This is a genomic window from Maribacter stanieri, from assembly GCF_900112245.1.
GTDB lineage: Bacteria > Bacteroidota > Bacteroidia > Flavobacteriales > Flavobacteriaceae > Maribacter > Maribacter stanieri.
In genome coordinates this window covers 376,424-391,144 of sequence record NZ_FOYX01000002.1, presented here as the reverse complement: position 1 = coordinate 391,144, position 14,721 = coordinate 376,424, and the positions used below count along the sequence as shown (strand labels likewise).

The 14,721-nt window shown below is 34.6% G+C and carries 11 protein-coding genes; 1 reads left to right on the top strand and 10 read right to left on the bottom strand.

All coding sequences use genetic code 11. The annotated features are described in order from the left end of the window. Window positions 1–67: 67 nt before the first annotated feature. From BM296_RS12180 to BM296_RS12140, 9 genes are all read right to left on the bottom strand, one after another. Window positions 68–535 (bottom strand): GAF domain-containing protein, encoded by a 468-nt coding sequence (locus BM296_RS12180; protein WP_091903270.1) that lies wholly within the window; start codon window positions 533–535, stop codon window positions 68–70. Between the two features lie 6 nt (window positions 536–541). Beyond that, window positions 542–1,183, bottom strand: a complete 642-nt coding sequence (locus tag BM296_RS12175) for an alpha/beta fold hydrolase (protein ID WP_091903269.1) — start codon at window positions 1,181–1,183, stop codon at window positions 542–544. Between the two features lie 102 nt (window positions 1,184–1,285). After that, entirely contained in the window at window positions 1,286–1,891 is a 606-nt protein-coding gene (locus BM296_RS12170; RefSeq protein ID WP_091903268.1) for a YkgJ family cysteine cluster protein, read from the bottom strand. Between the two features lie 144 nt (window positions 1,892–2,035). Continuing rightward, window positions 2,036–3,151: a DUF2914 domain-containing protein gene (locus BM296_RS12165; protein WP_091903267.1), complete on the bottom strand. Its 1,116-nt coding sequence runs from the start codon at window positions 3,149–3,151 to the stop codon at window positions 2,036–2,038. Between the two features lie 104 nt (window positions 3,152–3,255). Continuing rightward, window positions 3,256–4,863 carry a M1 family metallopeptidase gene (locus BM296_RS12160; RefSeq protein ID WP_091903266.1) on the bottom strand — a complete coding sequence of 536 codons (1,608 nt, stop codon included), beginning with the start codon at window positions 4,861–4,863 and terminating at the stop codon, window positions 3,256–3,258. Between the two features lie 17 nt (window positions 4,864–4,880). Continuing rightward, entirely contained in the window at window positions 4,881–6,212 is a 1,332-nt protein-coding gene (locus tag BM296_RS12155; protein ID WP_091903265.1) for a M28 family metallopeptidase, read from the bottom strand. 179 nt (window positions 6,213–6,391) lie between these two features. Continuing rightward, on the bottom strand, window positions 6,392–7,558 hold the full coding sequence (locus tag BM296_RS12150) for an MFS transporter (RefSeq protein WP_091903264.1): 1,167 nt from the start codon (window positions 7,556–7,558) through the stop codon (window positions 6,392–6,394). A 4-nt stretch (window positions 7,559–7,562) separates the two neighbouring features. Further along, on the bottom strand, window positions 7,563–9,086 hold the full coding sequence (locus BM296_RS19315; protein WP_143099068.1) for a nuclear transport factor 2 family protein: 1,524 nt from the start codon (window positions 9,084–9,086) through the stop codon (window positions 7,563–7,565). A gap of 24 nt (window positions 9,087–9,110) precedes the next feature. Next, complete coding sequence (locus BM296_RS12140) at window positions 9,111–11,324, bottom strand: bifunctional alpha,alpha-trehalose-phosphate synthase (UDP-forming)/trehalose-phosphatase (protein WP_091903263.1); 2,214 nt, start codon at window positions 11,322–11,324, stop codon at window positions 9,111–9,113. 103 nt (window positions 11,325–11,427) lie between these two features. Here BM296_RS12140 and BM296_RS12135 point away from each other — a divergent pair, with 103 nt between their 5' ends. Next, window positions 11,428–13,230, top strand: coding sequence for a glycoside hydrolase family 15 protein (locus BM296_RS12135; protein ID WP_027067379.1), 1,803 nt, complete (start codon window positions 11,428–11,430; stop codon window positions 13,228–13,230). Here BM296_RS12135 and BM296_RS12130 read toward each other — a convergent pair whose 3' ends face one another. Then, a complete protein-coding gene (locus tag BM296_RS12130; RefSeq protein WP_091903262.1) occupies window positions 13,231–14,655 on the bottom strand; it encodes a pyridoxal phosphate-dependent decarboxylase family protein in 1,425 nt (474 codons plus the stop codon). Between the last annotated feature and the right edge of the window lie 66 nt (window positions 14,656–14,721).

The window sequence follows — 14,721 nt, the reverse complement described above, 5'->3', positions numbered from 1 at the left end:
TATTATATTGAATTGAAAAGCCCGCTATTTAGCGGGCTTTTTATTTATATGAAGTTGATGTAAATTTCTAAGTTAATTTTTTACTGATGAGCTCACCAATTTGCAATAGTAAATTCATCTCAGCTTCAGTAAAATCGTAAGGTACGGGTTTTGCAATACCTATGGTTCCAAATAATGTGTCATTTAACAACAAAGGTGCGGCTAATGAACCTTCTACTTTGGTATCTTTTGCAGATGGTCTAGCTACGCCAGAATCATCTGTTTGCAAGTTGCACATTTCAACTGGTTTTTTACGCTCAGCAGCAATACCGGCCATGCCTTTACCAATAGGAATTGTAGATAACTTCGGAATCAAAAATTCTGGAATTCCCACTTGTGATTGTAGTTGTAGTAAAGAATTATCATCTAAAAAATGTAAAGTTCCTGTAGAGCATGAAAAATGCGCTAACGTTATTTTTAGGATGCTGTTCCAGTCTGGAGAATCTTTGGTTAATTCTTCTTTAATGCCATTTAGAATTTCTTGAGAATCTTTCATCTTGTTTTATGCTAAGGAATTATGTAATTCGTTATTGATAATTTTACTAATCTCATCTGCTCTATCTACAATCATAAAATGACCTCCATTTTGGATTAGCTTCATCCTGGTCGTACCTCTAGGCGGAATAAGTTTATCAATTGTTCCATTTATTTTTAGAACTGTATTCGATTGCTTTGAATTTTGCCAACGTGTTAATTCATATAATGCCCATTTTACAAAGCTTGCATCTGTATCGTCTAAAATTTCATTTAATATTAGGTTGTTTTTTGCTCCCATAATATACTTAGCCAATATTCTTGGAGGATTTAATAGAAAAGCAGGTATAAGTTTAATGATTTTCACTTTACCAAACCATTTGTATATAGGTCTTAATTCATTTTTTGTATGTGCAGAAGATATGAGAATAACCTTTTTGGGATTAAGTATTTGGGAAATCTCTGTTGCTATTAAACCACCAAAACTTACACCAATTAGACAAAAGTCATTTTTGGTATCTATTACTTTACTAAGCCTTTCAGAGTAATGTTTAATAGACTCATCATTTTTAGGTGTTATCCAATCTATAGGTAGAAATTCAAAATCTAAGGACAAATGTTTGAAAACCCTTTTATCTGCACCTAGTCCACTAATTCCGTATACTTTCAAGACAAATTATTTAAAATAGAATGTAGCTACTAAAACAAAATTTATAAAGTTTAGAAGCTAATGATAAAGGTACGTTTTATCTCTTTTTGATAATAATTATAGTTAAACGACTTTCTTTTTTCTTGGCGGTTTGCGGTAAGCATAGTATCCTAGTACGGTTTGAATTGCCTTTTCAATGGCAACTCTAATAGGAAATAATTCCTCCCCTAAATTTTCATCAATAGAACGCAATTGCATGTAGTAGTTACTAATTAATGGGTAATTACTTTTAGAAGCAATGTGAGCCTCTGCATTCGCAACAGCTTCAGGTTTATTTTCTTTAATAGGTTTACACGTAACCAATTTTGGTTTATTGTTCTTATGTAACATTGCAGAGAAGCCAAAAAGTCTACAGATGAGCCCGCGATGCGCGTAATCTGAACAGAAGCCTATAGAACTTGGAGCAATTACCTTGTTTAAAACAGGGCATAGTTTATCGGAAGTATTGTTTTGTAGAAGATCAAGCCATTCTTCAGCTTCTCCATTTTTAAAAAGATGATATGCTAACGGTAAAAATTCTAATGCAGTAGCATTGATGTCCGGTTTTAGACAGCAGTTTCCACAATTAGCTACACAGCCAAGTCCTGTAGATTTTTGAAAGGAGCCCAACTCCTTGTCCAATTGGTTGAAAATACGGTCTACCGCTTGGACTTTTAAGTATATCGACACTATAGGGTTTAAAGTTAGGCGAAGGTAGACTATGTTTGAATGCGGAAAACAATTAAGAAAAATTATAATGTTAAACTTAGATAAGCGGCAAATGAGTTAAGGTAATGTATTGATGTTTAGTAAATTGAAATCAAGTATTGCAGCCTAAAACTTAGAGGTCTTAAGTCTAAGCGGTTCTTGATTTTCTCTAAGATTGATATTAAATCCAATGACACCAAGAATCTGTTCTTCTTCCGTTAATACTTGAACCTCCCATTCTCCTGGGGTTACGTTAGTTTTATAAGTATAACCTCTAAAACCACCATCTCTACCACCGGTTATGTCATAACCTATATCTTCTACATTTTCCCATTCTTCAGTTTTGTTATTATACCTTCTCCATCTATGAAAAATGGATTTTTTTAAATCGGTTGGAGCAAAAATTGAGGAAAAGATATAAACACGTTGGTCTGGAGAGTAGCTGTAATTCAAATTATGTTTACGCCAAAAAACAAAAGATTTCTCCGCCTCATAGGTTACTTCATAATTACCATTGTTTAAAACAATTTCATGAGCTACAATTCCTTTATCTAATGCCAAAGGAACAGGCGGTATCAATCTTAAGAAATAAAACAGATTGATAATACCGTATATAGCTAAGATTATAGTAATCATTTTACCCAGCTTAATTTCTTTTCTTGTACTAGGACTTTTGCTATAGATAAAAATGAGTAGAATTAAGGTACTAGCTAAACTTACGGCTCCGGAGATTAAGAATACGGTGGTATTTAATTCTTTAAGAAACACAGGTATCATGAAAGTGAAGAATGTGAAACTTATAAAATAGTATACACCAAATTGAAGGTATTTATTAGAAATCCTCTTTTTAAGAAATTCATTGGCTATTAGTAATAGCACTAGAATGATAAAAAAAGAGGCAGATTTTGATAGTGATACACTTCTAGAAAAATAAATAACATAGGCGCTTGATAGCCCGCCAAAAAAGAACTGAATAGCGAGTGGTAAATACTCTTCATAACGCTCTAAAAATGTGTTTTTCCATTTGCCATCGTCTACTAAATTGTAGAGATATAGGGTAATGGATAATGAGGTCATATGCATACATAAAACCGTCAAATCATAGGTACGATCAATTCGACCTAAGGTTAGGGTATCAAATATAAATCCGCCAATAAAAAATAATATTGGAGCATATTTAGAATGTTTTCGAACAAAATTTCTTAAAGCACTATTTCTATATCTGACAAGTACTTTTTTCATGTTGGTTGGAGTAATTGCGATAAAGTTAACATTATTAAAAAAAGAAAATTAATCTTATTTAATTTATGATGAACGCTAAAGGTTACTCAGAAATGAAATACATTTTAGTTCTTAGTTTCAATATAGAAATTTGGGTCGACCTGTAACGTTTTTAAATTGCCATGTAACTTCTGTGTCTGCCAATCCGTAGTGGGTTCTAGCCATATAGGTTTGTCATCAATATATACTCTAATAGGAATGGTGAAATTATCAACAGTGTTTGTAAAACGGTATGTTACTTTTTTACCTTTTATTTTGTATTCGAAAACAGGAATATTTACAGTTCTCAAATACTGATCGAAAAAAGGTTTTAAATCTCGGTTTAGTCCTAATCCAATTACATCTTCAATTTCGTTTGTAGTAACTGTTTTATGATAGAATTCTGAATTTAGGCCACGTAATATGGTTCTCCATTTTCTGTCGTCATTTACGATTTGGCGTAGGGTATGAAGAATGTTTGATCCTTTGTAATACATGTCTCCACTACCTTCATGGTTTACATTATAGATGCCAATAATAGGTTTGTCATTTCTAATATTGTTTCTAATTCCCTGTACATATGCATTTGCAGCTACAGTACCATAATGATAATCTAAGAATAGGCTTTCAGAGTAACACGTAAACCCCTCATGAATCCACATATCAGCAGCATCTTTATAGGTGATGTTATTGGCAAACCATTCATGACCGGCTTCATGTATAATGATAAAATCGAATTTTAGTCCCCAACCGGAACCTGATAAATCTTTACCTAAATATCCTTTTAAATACTGATTGCCGTACGTAACTGAACTTTGGTGTTCCATACCTAAATATGGTACTTCTACCAATTTAAAAGAATCTTCATAAAAAGGGTAGGGACCAAACCAATGTTCAAAAGCTGCCATCATTTTAGGAGCATCCTTAAAATGCTCTTTTGCTTTTTCTAAATTATCTTTTAACACATAGTAATCCATATCAAGAGCTCCTTTTTCTCCTTGATATATTTCATTGAAATGTGCATAGTCACCAATATTTACATTAACGCCATAATTATTAATGGGATTAGACACAAACCAGTTGTACGTATTCGTTTCTTTATCTACACTTCTAAGTCGCCCATTAGATACGTTCATGAGACCTTTAGGTGCTTTTACACTGATTAACATACTATCTACCTCGTCGTACATATGGTCCTTATTGGGCCACCACACACTGGCTCCTAATCCTTGGCAAGAAGTGGCGACGAAATCTTTACCATTTGCATCTTTTTTCCATGAGAATCCTCCATCCCAGGGAGCTCTGACAGCTTCTTTTGGATGACCGGAATAGGTAACAATAATTTCATTGAACTCACCCTTTATCTGCGGTTTTGTCAATTGAACAAAATGTGCATTTACGTTATGCACCACCTCAAGATCTTTACCGTCTTGCGTAACCATTTCAATAGTCAAAGGTGGTTGTAAATCAACTTGTAAAATTTGATGAGGCTCTAACACTTTATAACGAATAGTATTGGTTCCGCCTATAAATTTTTCGGTAGGGTTCACATCAATATCTAGATGGTAATAATTTAAGTCCCACCAGACACGTTCCGGAGTAATACTACCTCTAAGCGTATCTTGTTCCGTAAAAGTTTGGGCCTGTGAGAATGAAAAAATCCCAAGGGTCAAGGCAACTAATAATTTTTTCATGTACAATAGATTTATGTTTATCTAAATATTCCATTAGGAAAAACAACAGGACTTTCAAATCCGTTTTCACCAACTGCAGAGACACCAAAGAAGAAATTATCGATAACAATACCTTCTAAAGTAAATTCTGTAACATCACCAACATATCTGCTATAATCCCAAGTTGGGGAGGTGGTATCTCTCCAATAAATTTTATATCCTTTAGCACCATCAACCTTACTCCACTGAAATTTGGCTGCCGGCTTAACAATTCCGCCAATTTTAACGGTTTTTGGAGCAGGAGGAGCCCAAGCAATAGAAGCTAGGTTTATGGCGTTTACGGCCGTTAATTTAGCTGCATACTTAAAATTAACATGCTCTAGAACATCACCATAAGCTATACCGTCTTCAACACGAATATCTTGATGTTGTTGGGTGTAGTTTTCGTGAGCTTCCATAATACGAATACCAGGAAAACCGGCATCATTAAATGGTCTGTGGTGACCACCGCGACCAAAACGATCTAAACGATAAATCATCATCGGGTTCATTTCTGGCATATACTGCTTCACATTTTTATGAACGTAACGTGCTAGTTGTCTTGATGTTCCATCAACTTCACCGCCATAAAAACGACGCGCTTTACGTTGCTCTTCAGTTTCGGTCGGAGGTACAGGTTCAGAGAATATTCTAAAATCCACATTACTGACAACTCCGTCTACGCCTGTAATATTACCGATCATATCATTATTGAAAATACCAATAACTTCCCAACCTTTGTCCTTAGCGTATTGTGCAATTCCACCACCGCCAAAAAGACCTTGCTCTTCACCTGAAAGTCCCATATAAATGATACTATTCTCAAATGTATATTTAGAAAGTACACGAGCGGCTTCTAATGTACCGGCCATACCACTAGCGTTATCATTTGCGCCTGGCGAATCATCTGTAAAATTGGTAGGGTCACTTACTCGAGAATCGATATCTCCGCTCATTATAATATAGCGATTAGGATATTTCGTCCCTTTTTGAATAGCAAGTACATTAACAACTTCTACATCTTTAATAATACGGTCATTAGCACCTTTTTTTATTAAATCCTTTTGAAAGAAAACGTTTAGACAGCCCTTGCATTCGGCAGATGTTTTTTCGAATTCACCTTTGATCCATCTTCTTGCGGCACCAATACCTCTTGTGTTAGAAACGGTATCACTTAAGGTATGTCTAGTTCCAAAATTTGCAAGTTTGGTTACATCTTTTTCAATACGCTCAGCAGATACGGCGTTGATAATATCATAGATACGTTGATTCGTTTGCGCTGTTAATGTTATAGCTGATGTTAAAAATGTAAGCAGTAAAAATTTTTTCATATTCAATTTTATTAAGAGGTAAAGTTAGTAAGGTAATCGGTTTCTAAATTTAAGTAAAATAAAGGGCTGACCATAATTTGATATGCAAAACTACATTTAACACAAAACTTTTTTTTGAATTGGATAGCATTATGATTGCCCGTAAAATATAGAGCTATAGGAGAAATTAGGTTTTGAGTTTACTTCGTTTTCTTATTTACTAAATAATAAATCCCAATTAATGGACCAATTGCTAAAGGAATAAATATAAGATCAATAGGAATAATCGATTGAAGTGATTCTAGAAGCTGTATACTGATTATTGTAATGGCAAAACCGATACAATTCACTAGCGTTAGAGCTGTACCTTTTAATTCTGGAGCTACCGCTGAGGCAACCAAATTTGAGAATTGTGGAGAATCTGCAGTTACGGCAATTCCCCAAATGCACCAACCTGCTAAGAATAGATACAAGGAAAGTGAAAATAGGAGAGGAGAAACAATACAAAGAAATCCTGATATGGTCAATGCCAATAATGCCACCTTTTTACTTCCAATTCTTTGAGATAGTATGCCCCCAAATGCACAAGATATACCACCTAGTGCAATAACAATTCCGGACCATAAAGCGACTGAAATAGTACTGTTAGTTTGTGTGGCAAACCATTGTATGGCAACTGGGGTAAATGCCCAAAATGCATATAATTCCCACATGTGTCCAAAATAGCCGAATGCAGCTTTTCTAAATTTATAATTTTTAAAGAGCTTAGGCCCAGCATCTAATTTTAGTATAGAACTTGCAACTCTAAATGGACCGTGAGGAACTAGTATAAATAGCAATACACCACCTATAACCGTAATTACAGAAGTTAGCATAATGACATTATTAGGGTTATTTACCCAAGGCGTTCCTTTAATTAAAAAAGGAAAGGCAGTACCAAGAACTAATGCGCCCACTAAAAAACCTAAAGCTTTACCCAGTCCTTTTTCATAATAGTCTGCGGCTATTTTCATTCCCACAGGATAGATTCCCGCTAAAAAAAAACCTGTACTGAACCTGGCGAGTAGTAAAGAAGATACAGTTAGTTGTGGTAGGATTAATACTAGATTAGAGATAGCTGCGAACAAAGCGCAAACCATAAATACTTTTGAAGGTGAAAATCTATCCGCAATCATAATAATGCCAAATAGCAAGGTACCGATGATAAATCCGAATTGTACCGATGAAATAACGTAGCTAATAATTTCAGAACCAAAATCTAGTTTTTTGGTCAAGGATTCTAAAATAGCATTACCAGCAAACCAAGTAGAAGTACAAGCGAATTGAGATAGAATTATTATGGGGAGTATATGTGATTTTTGCTTCAATATATTATTGTAAAAAAGTGACCCTTGCTATTTTACCGTTTTCTATTTCATATATGCCAATAGCACTAAAAGATTCGCCATTGGCAGTTATATTTTCTTCATCAATAACCTTGTTACCAATTACAATTCTATTTTTTACCGAACAATGTAAATCTTTTGTTGTTTCAAAAAAGTCGCTATAACCTTTTCTCATTTCTTCAATACCTTGGGTTCTTAGTTCGCCATTAGCTCCATAAACTTTCACATGTTCAGCAAATGGCTGTAAAAATGAATTTATATCTCTTGCGTTATATCCATCAAGTTGTTCTTGAACAATAATTTCTGGATCAATTTTTGTTGCAGTATCTTTTATAAAAGTCATGCTTTCAATGAAGTTGTCAACTTCATAAATGGCAACTTGATGATGCTGATTTCCGTTTATTGTAACCACCTCTTGATCTATGACCGTTTGCCCTACATGTATTCTAGATGCCACCTTAGCCTCTATAGCAGGTGTTCTTTTGTAGAAAGCTTCGTAATTAACTTTTAGTTGCTGTCTACCCATGTATAAAATATCCATTGGAAAATTCTTGACAACGACATCTTTTGAAAAGCAGTTCGCAAATGCATTAATATCACGTGCGTTAAAAGTTTCTACTTGCCTGTCTACAATTATTTTAGGAGAATCTTTAGATACAAAACTCAAGTGATTTCTAAGCGGATTTACTGCCAGGCGTGAAATACCGTTCACGTCTTGATCTTTAATCTTAAATTCAAATTTCCATTCTTCATCTGAAGATGGATTAAAAGATAAAATTGAGGTGTCGTATGCTGTAATTAAATCTCCATTTTCAGTCCAACACACATCTTCAGAACCTTCCATTGTAGCGATTAATTCTTCAGATTTTAAGGTAATAGGATCTAAAGATCTAATAGTAACAGAATCATCTGTTTTTGAAATGTAGCTTACTAAATTACTATTCGGAATTTTATGCAACGACCTACCTACATTTTTCTGAACGGTATAGTTGGTATTAGCTTTAAGGTTAGAAATTACCAAATCCATTCGATTTTCAATTAAAACTGTGCACACAATAATATCACTTGAAAACCAAACGTGATAACCCACTTTTAAATCTGGTAATATAACTTCTGATTCGCCAGTATTTACGTCGTATTCATAAAGTCTTTGCAATCCATCTTTATCTAATCGGATAGCCGAAATTGCATTTTTACTGGGAATTCTTAACGGTGAATATTCACTCCCATTTGGTGTGTTGGTAAGCCATATTGTACTACTGTCCTTTATATTGTAGAGCGCAACATCTGTTTGATTATTTCTTGTAGATGAAAATAGTATATTATCATTATCAAAAAATGAGGGCTGATTATCATAGCCCTCATTTTTTGAAATATTTATTACAGAATCAATTTTTAAAAAATCATTTTCCTGCTTTAATTCTGCTAAATACACTTCTGTACTTTGCTGAGCAAAGACATTTAGACAGCAACAAAAACTTAAAAAGATGGTAAAATGATTCTGTTTCATGTCTAATTGTTTAAGGCTATTTAACTAGCGTTTCTCGGCAAATCTCTTTAAGATTTCACGAACGTTCTTTGTGTTGTCAACAAAGTATTTTGCTTGAGTTTTTTGACGACCAACCTTTACAGTTACCGAATCTTCTGGTAATTCTTGAAACATAAACTCATCTGTCCAATCATCACCAATAGCGAAAACAAAATCATATTCTTGCTCCGTATAAACACGCATAGATGCACGGCCTTTGTTTACATTACTACTTTTAATTTCCATAACCTTATTACCATTCAGAATACTTAGATCATCGTTGGCAATTAAACTCGTTAGCACCGTGTTTAGTTCAACTGATCTTTTCTTTCCGAAATCTGGATCCGTTTTTCTGTAATGCCAAGCTAAAGAATAATTTTTCTCTTCAATGAAACTACCAGGCGTACGATCAACAAACGATTCTAGCACTGGTAAAATTTTCTCCATCCAATCTTTCTTAACGGTTTCAAGCATTCTAAACTCTTCTCCTCCTTGAGAAATCCATACACCGTGTTCAACGATCATGTTATACTTTTTAGGTAAGAACCACTTAGTGAATGTTTCCTTGTCCCTTCCGCTTATTAAATACATATCTGTATTTTCTTGCGAAGAAATCTGGTCTAGTAATTCATATAATGCTTCGTCTGGAGCAGCTTTTTGTGGGTCATTATGAAAACCTGCCAACGTACCATCGTAGTCTAAAAATACCAGTCTTCTTTTAGCTTTTTCATAATCAGTCATTACTGTATTCAAGAAATCTACAGATAATTTCCTGGTTTTAGAAGTCTGATCTTTTTCTTTTTGTCCAACCAAAGAATTCATAAAGTCATTTGCCCATTTCTCAACATTATAACGCTCTAATCTCTTTTGCAACAAAGTGTTTCTAGCTATTTGTTCTTCTTTAGGCATATTAATAGCTTCATTTAAAGAATCTGCTATTTGTTCAAAATTATTAGGATTAATAAGAAGTGATTCATTCATTTCATTGGCAGAACCTGCCATTTCACTAAGAATTAAAACTCCTGTTTTATCGGTTCTTGTGGCAATGTATTCTTTAGCGACCAAGTTCATACCATCCCTAATAGGAGTTAACCAAGCAATATCAGAGGAGGTGTAAAGATCTATTAAGTTTTCAAAAGGCATAGATCGGTAGAAGTACCAAATAGGTGTCCAACTAACGGTAGATAACTCTCCGTTAATACGACCTACTAGCTCATCAATTTCACGTTTTAATAATTGGTATTGTGGAACATTGGATCGAGAAGGTACCGCAAGTATAATAAGGCGTACTTTTTCCTTGTATTGCGGGTACTTGTTTAAGAAATATTCAAAAGCTTTAAGTCTTTTTGCAATACCCTTGGTATAGTCTAAGCGGTCAATAGATAGAAAGAACTTTGCATCTGGTGCAGATTTTTTATGTGTATCTAAGCGCTTCTGTAAGTCTGATTTTTCATTTTCACTGCGTAGTGAATGTTCTTTGGCCGCGTCACTGAATTTTTTATAATCAATCCCCATCGGAAAAGAGTCAACTTTAATAACCCTATCTTCTAAATAAATATCATTAAAACTAACCTCTAAACCTAATAGCCTGCGTACAGAGCTTAAAAAGTGACGTTCGTAATCATAAGTGTGGAAACCTATTAAATCTGAGCCTAAAAGTCCTAATAACACCTCACGCCTCCACGGAAGTGTCCTAAATATCTCATAAGAAGGAAAAGGAATATGTAAAAAGAAGCCAATTGATATATCTGGTCTTTCTGCTCTTACCATTTGTGGAACTAGCATTAACTGATAATCATGTATCCAAATAGTATCTTCATTATCTGCCTTTTCAAGAATGGCATCGGCAAATTTCTGATTTACCGCTTTGTAAATTTCCCAGCTTTCTAATTCAAATTCAGAATATTCTAAGAAGTAATGGAACAAGGGCCATATGGTTCTGTTACTGAATCCATAATAAAAACCGTCCACTTCTTTTTCCGTAAGATTTACTTTAGAAGAGCCGTGTTCAGCAAGGGCAGTATCAATTTTAGGAATCAATTCTTCGGGTATTTCTTCATCTGTCAATCCGCTCCAACCAATCCAAAGGCTATCTCCGCCAGAGTGCACAGATTTCATTCCGGTAGCCAAACCACCTACACTTGGTACTGCGGTAATGCTTCCGTTGCTAATTTGTAATTGTACAGGTAGTCTATTTGAGATAATGATAGTTTTAGCCATAAAAGAGTATTTTTTGCTACTTCTTGATAATTATTTCTCTAAATTTCGGCAAAAAGGAGGGTAATACCAATTGAAAACTCATATGAATTAAGATTTTTATTGAATGGATAATTTAGACTACGGAATAATAGGGAATTGCAGAAGTGCAGCATTAATTTCAAAGACAGGAAGTATCGACTGGTGTTGTTTGCCAGAATTCGATAGTCCGTCGGTTTTCGCTAAACTATTAGACGAAGAAATTGGCGGTAGTTTTGAAATAAATGTTGATGATAGCTACACAATCACTCAAAAATACCAGCAGTATACAAATATATTAATCACATCTTTCAAATCTGGGGAAGACCATTTTGAAATACATGATTTTATGCCAAGGCATCGTAAAGAGGGGAATACCTATCATTCACCACCAGAACTGATACGGTATTTTAAACATATATCGGGTAAACCTTCGTTATCTGTTTTATATGATCCAAAGCTTGAATATGCCATGGGTACGACCGAAACTTTTATTAAAAAAGATTTTATAGCTAGTCTTACACATGATGTAAAATTTGATACGGTATTTTTATATACTTCATTTGATAAAGAGTCCGTTGTAAATAGAAGTACGTTAGAACTTACGCAAGACGAGTATATGCTGATGGGCTACAATGAAAAATTGTTGTTGCCAACCACAGAAAGGGCTTATTTAGATTTACAGAACACCAAAGTATACTGGTTGAACTGGTCTAACTTGACACCTACTTATAAAAAGTTCAATGAAGAGATTTCAAGAAGTGCATTAACCCTAAAGTTATTAAGTTATGATAAAACAGGAGCTGTTTTAGCTGCTGCAACTACTTCATTACCAGAAACAATTGGTGAGGTACGTAACTGGGATTATCGTTTCTGTTGGATTCGTGATGCATCAATGGTAATAAAAGTAGTATCAGAATTAGGCCATAAGAATGTAGCTAGAAGATATCTACAGTTTATTATTGATTTGATACCTGATAAAGCAGAGAAGCTGCAGATTATGTACGGCATCAATAAGGAGAAGAAATTAACCGAAGAAACGTTAGAACATTTATCTGGTTACAAAGGTTCAAAGCCTGTACGTATTGGTAACGCAGCATATCATCAAAAACAAAATGACATTTATGGTATTCTAATGGATGTTATTTATGAGCAAATGGTGAAATTTAGTGTCGATATTGATAATGGTGAGGATTTATGGGCGATAACAAAGGGAATCGTTTGGATCGTAAGCAATAATTGGAAAGATGCCGATAAAGGTATTTGGGAGTTCCGAACAGAAGACAGACATTTCACGTTCTCAAAAGTACTATGTTGGACAGCTTTAGACCGTGCTATTAAGGTAGCGGAAATGTTAGGCAAACAGCATAAAATTGACAAATGGGGACCAATTAGAGAAGAAATCTGGAAAGATATTTACGATAATGCATGGAACGAAGAAGTAGGAGCATACACACAATCTTATGGTTCTAAGGAACTAGATGCTTCTGTATTATTAATGGAATCTTACGGATGTGTTGATGCGAAAGATGAGCGTTACATAAAAACCGTAAATGCTATTGGAACCGAATTAAGTAATGACGGTTTACTTTATCGTTACAAGAACGAAGATGACTTTGGATTACCATCATCATCATTTACAGTATGTACATTTTGGTACATAAACAGCCTTTTTAAAATAGGAGAACGCAAAAAAGCATTGGAGTATTTTGAGCGATTATTAAGTTATAGTAATCATTTAGGTCTCTTCAGCGAAGATATTGATTTTAAGACTAAAAGATTGCTTGGTAACTTCCCTCAGGCATACTCACATTTAGCATTAATTGAGTGTGCTATTAACTTCTCTAAAAAAGAGAGTGAAGATGAAATGATGGAGTCGTTAAGAGAATAATTAGTTGCTAATATAAGCCTTTATTTTATTGATTAAGGCTCTGAAATGTACCTCTGTTGTAAATGGGTTCATTACAGTAATACGCATGTAAAACCTGTCTTTGAGCTTTGTTTGAACGATATAAAATTCGCCATCTTCCAAAAGAAGTTGGCGAATTTTTGCATTTAGAGCATTGGTGTTTTCTGAACTCATACTTGGTGGACAATATCTAAAACAAACAATATTCGACATTGGTTTTAAAGCCAATTCAAAATTTGGTTCTTCTTCAATCAATCTTGCAAAAAGAGCTCCCATGTCATAGAGATGCGTAACATTTGCATCAAATACCTCTTCGCCATAAAGTTTTAAAAGTGTAAACCAATGAATACTCATCATGTTCTTGGTACATTCAAAAGTACGTTTGCCTGAATTGTACCAATCTTCATGCTCAGAATCTGAAAGTAAATAATCCGCTTTTTGACTAAAAGTGGTTTTAGCATTTATTTCTTCTTTATAAAGTAGGGCAGTAGTAAGGGCAGGCATCATCATCATCTTGTGTCCGTCAATAACAACAGAATCTGCTTGGTCAATCCCCTTTAAGGTGTGTTTGTATTTATTAGAGAATACTCCGGCCCCACCATGAGCTCCATCTGCATGAAACCATATATTATGTTTTTTAGCAAAAGCACCAATGACCTCAAGATTGTCAAATATCCCTGTGGCTGTAGAAGGAGCACTACCAACTATTGCAAATATTTCAATACCCTTGTCTTTTGCTTGCTTAAATTTAGACTCCAATAAATCGGTATTCATGCTAAACTCTTTGGTGACAGGAATTTTAATAATTCCATGTTCTCCTAATCCCATTATCCTAGCAGCGCGGTCTACACAATAGTGAGCTTCTTCGCTAACCATGATACCTAATTGGTTTTGGTTACCATCATTCCAAATGTCTCTTTTTGTTATAGCTTTTCGGGCACTTAATAGAGCGGTTAGATTTGCTAAGGTTCCACCAGAAGTTAGAAATCCACCGGAAGTATTGTTATAACCTATTTTATTACATATCGTTTCAATGACCAACCTTTCAATTGCATTAGAAGACATACCCATTTCATATACAGCGGTGCCATTGTTAAGTAATGCGCTTATTAATCCTGTTAATGCTGTGATAGGAGCAGGCGGACTCACTTGATGTCCCATATAATGAGGGTGATGCACATAAGTGGTTCGTTTTATAATTTCCTGGAACATGTCTTTACTATCACCATCTGATAAGAATGCTTTCCAGAACTGTAATTCCTTTTCCGGTTCGTTCCAATTGATGGCATTTCGTGAAATATCGTTCAGTTTATTCTCTAAATGAGAAGTCAATTGGTCTATAAGACTGTGACCATTCGTATTAAAATCTGAAGTATTATAAACCTGTTCCAGTAATTCTTTATGCATGGTCTAAAAATAGTCGCAATAACTATGTTTACCAAACAAAAAAACCGCCCCAATTGGGGCGGCTTA

What these genes read in the sequence shown, in the direction of transcription:
- BM296_RS12130 (WP_091903262.1), bottom strand. Translation starts at nt 14,655, where the DNA reads ATGCATAAAGAATTACTGGAACAGGTTTATAATACTTCAGATTTTAAT.
- BM296_RS12160 (WP_091903266.1), bottom strand. Translation starts at nt 4,863, where the DNA reads ATGAAAAAATTATTAGTTGCCTTGACCCTTGGGATTTTTTCATTCTCA.
- BM296_RS12140 (WP_091903263.1), bottom strand. Translation starts at nt 11,324, where the DNA reads ATGGCTAAAACTATCATTATCTCAAATAGACTACCTGTACAATTACAA.
- BM296_RS12180 (WP_091903270.1), bottom strand. Translation starts at nt 535, where the DNA reads ATGAAAGATTCTCAAGAAATTCTAAATGGCATTAAAGAAGAATTAACC.
- BM296_RS12155 (WP_091903265.1), bottom strand. Translation starts at nt 6,212, where the DNA reads ATGAAAAAATTTTTACTGCTTACATTTTTAACATCAGCTATAACATTA.
- BM296_RS12165 (WP_091903267.1), bottom strand. Translation starts at nt 3,151, where the DNA reads ATGAAAAAAGTACTTGTCAGATATAGAAATAGTGCTTTAAGAAATTTT.
- BM296_RS19315 (WP_143099068.1), bottom strand. Translation starts at nt 9,086, where the DNA reads ATGAAACAGAATCATTTTACCATCTTTTTAAGTTTTTGTTGCTGTCTA.
- BM296_RS12135 (WP_027067379.1), top strand. Translation starts at nt 11,428, where the DNA reads ATGGATAATTTAGACTACGGAATAATAGGGAATTGCAGAAGTGCAGCA.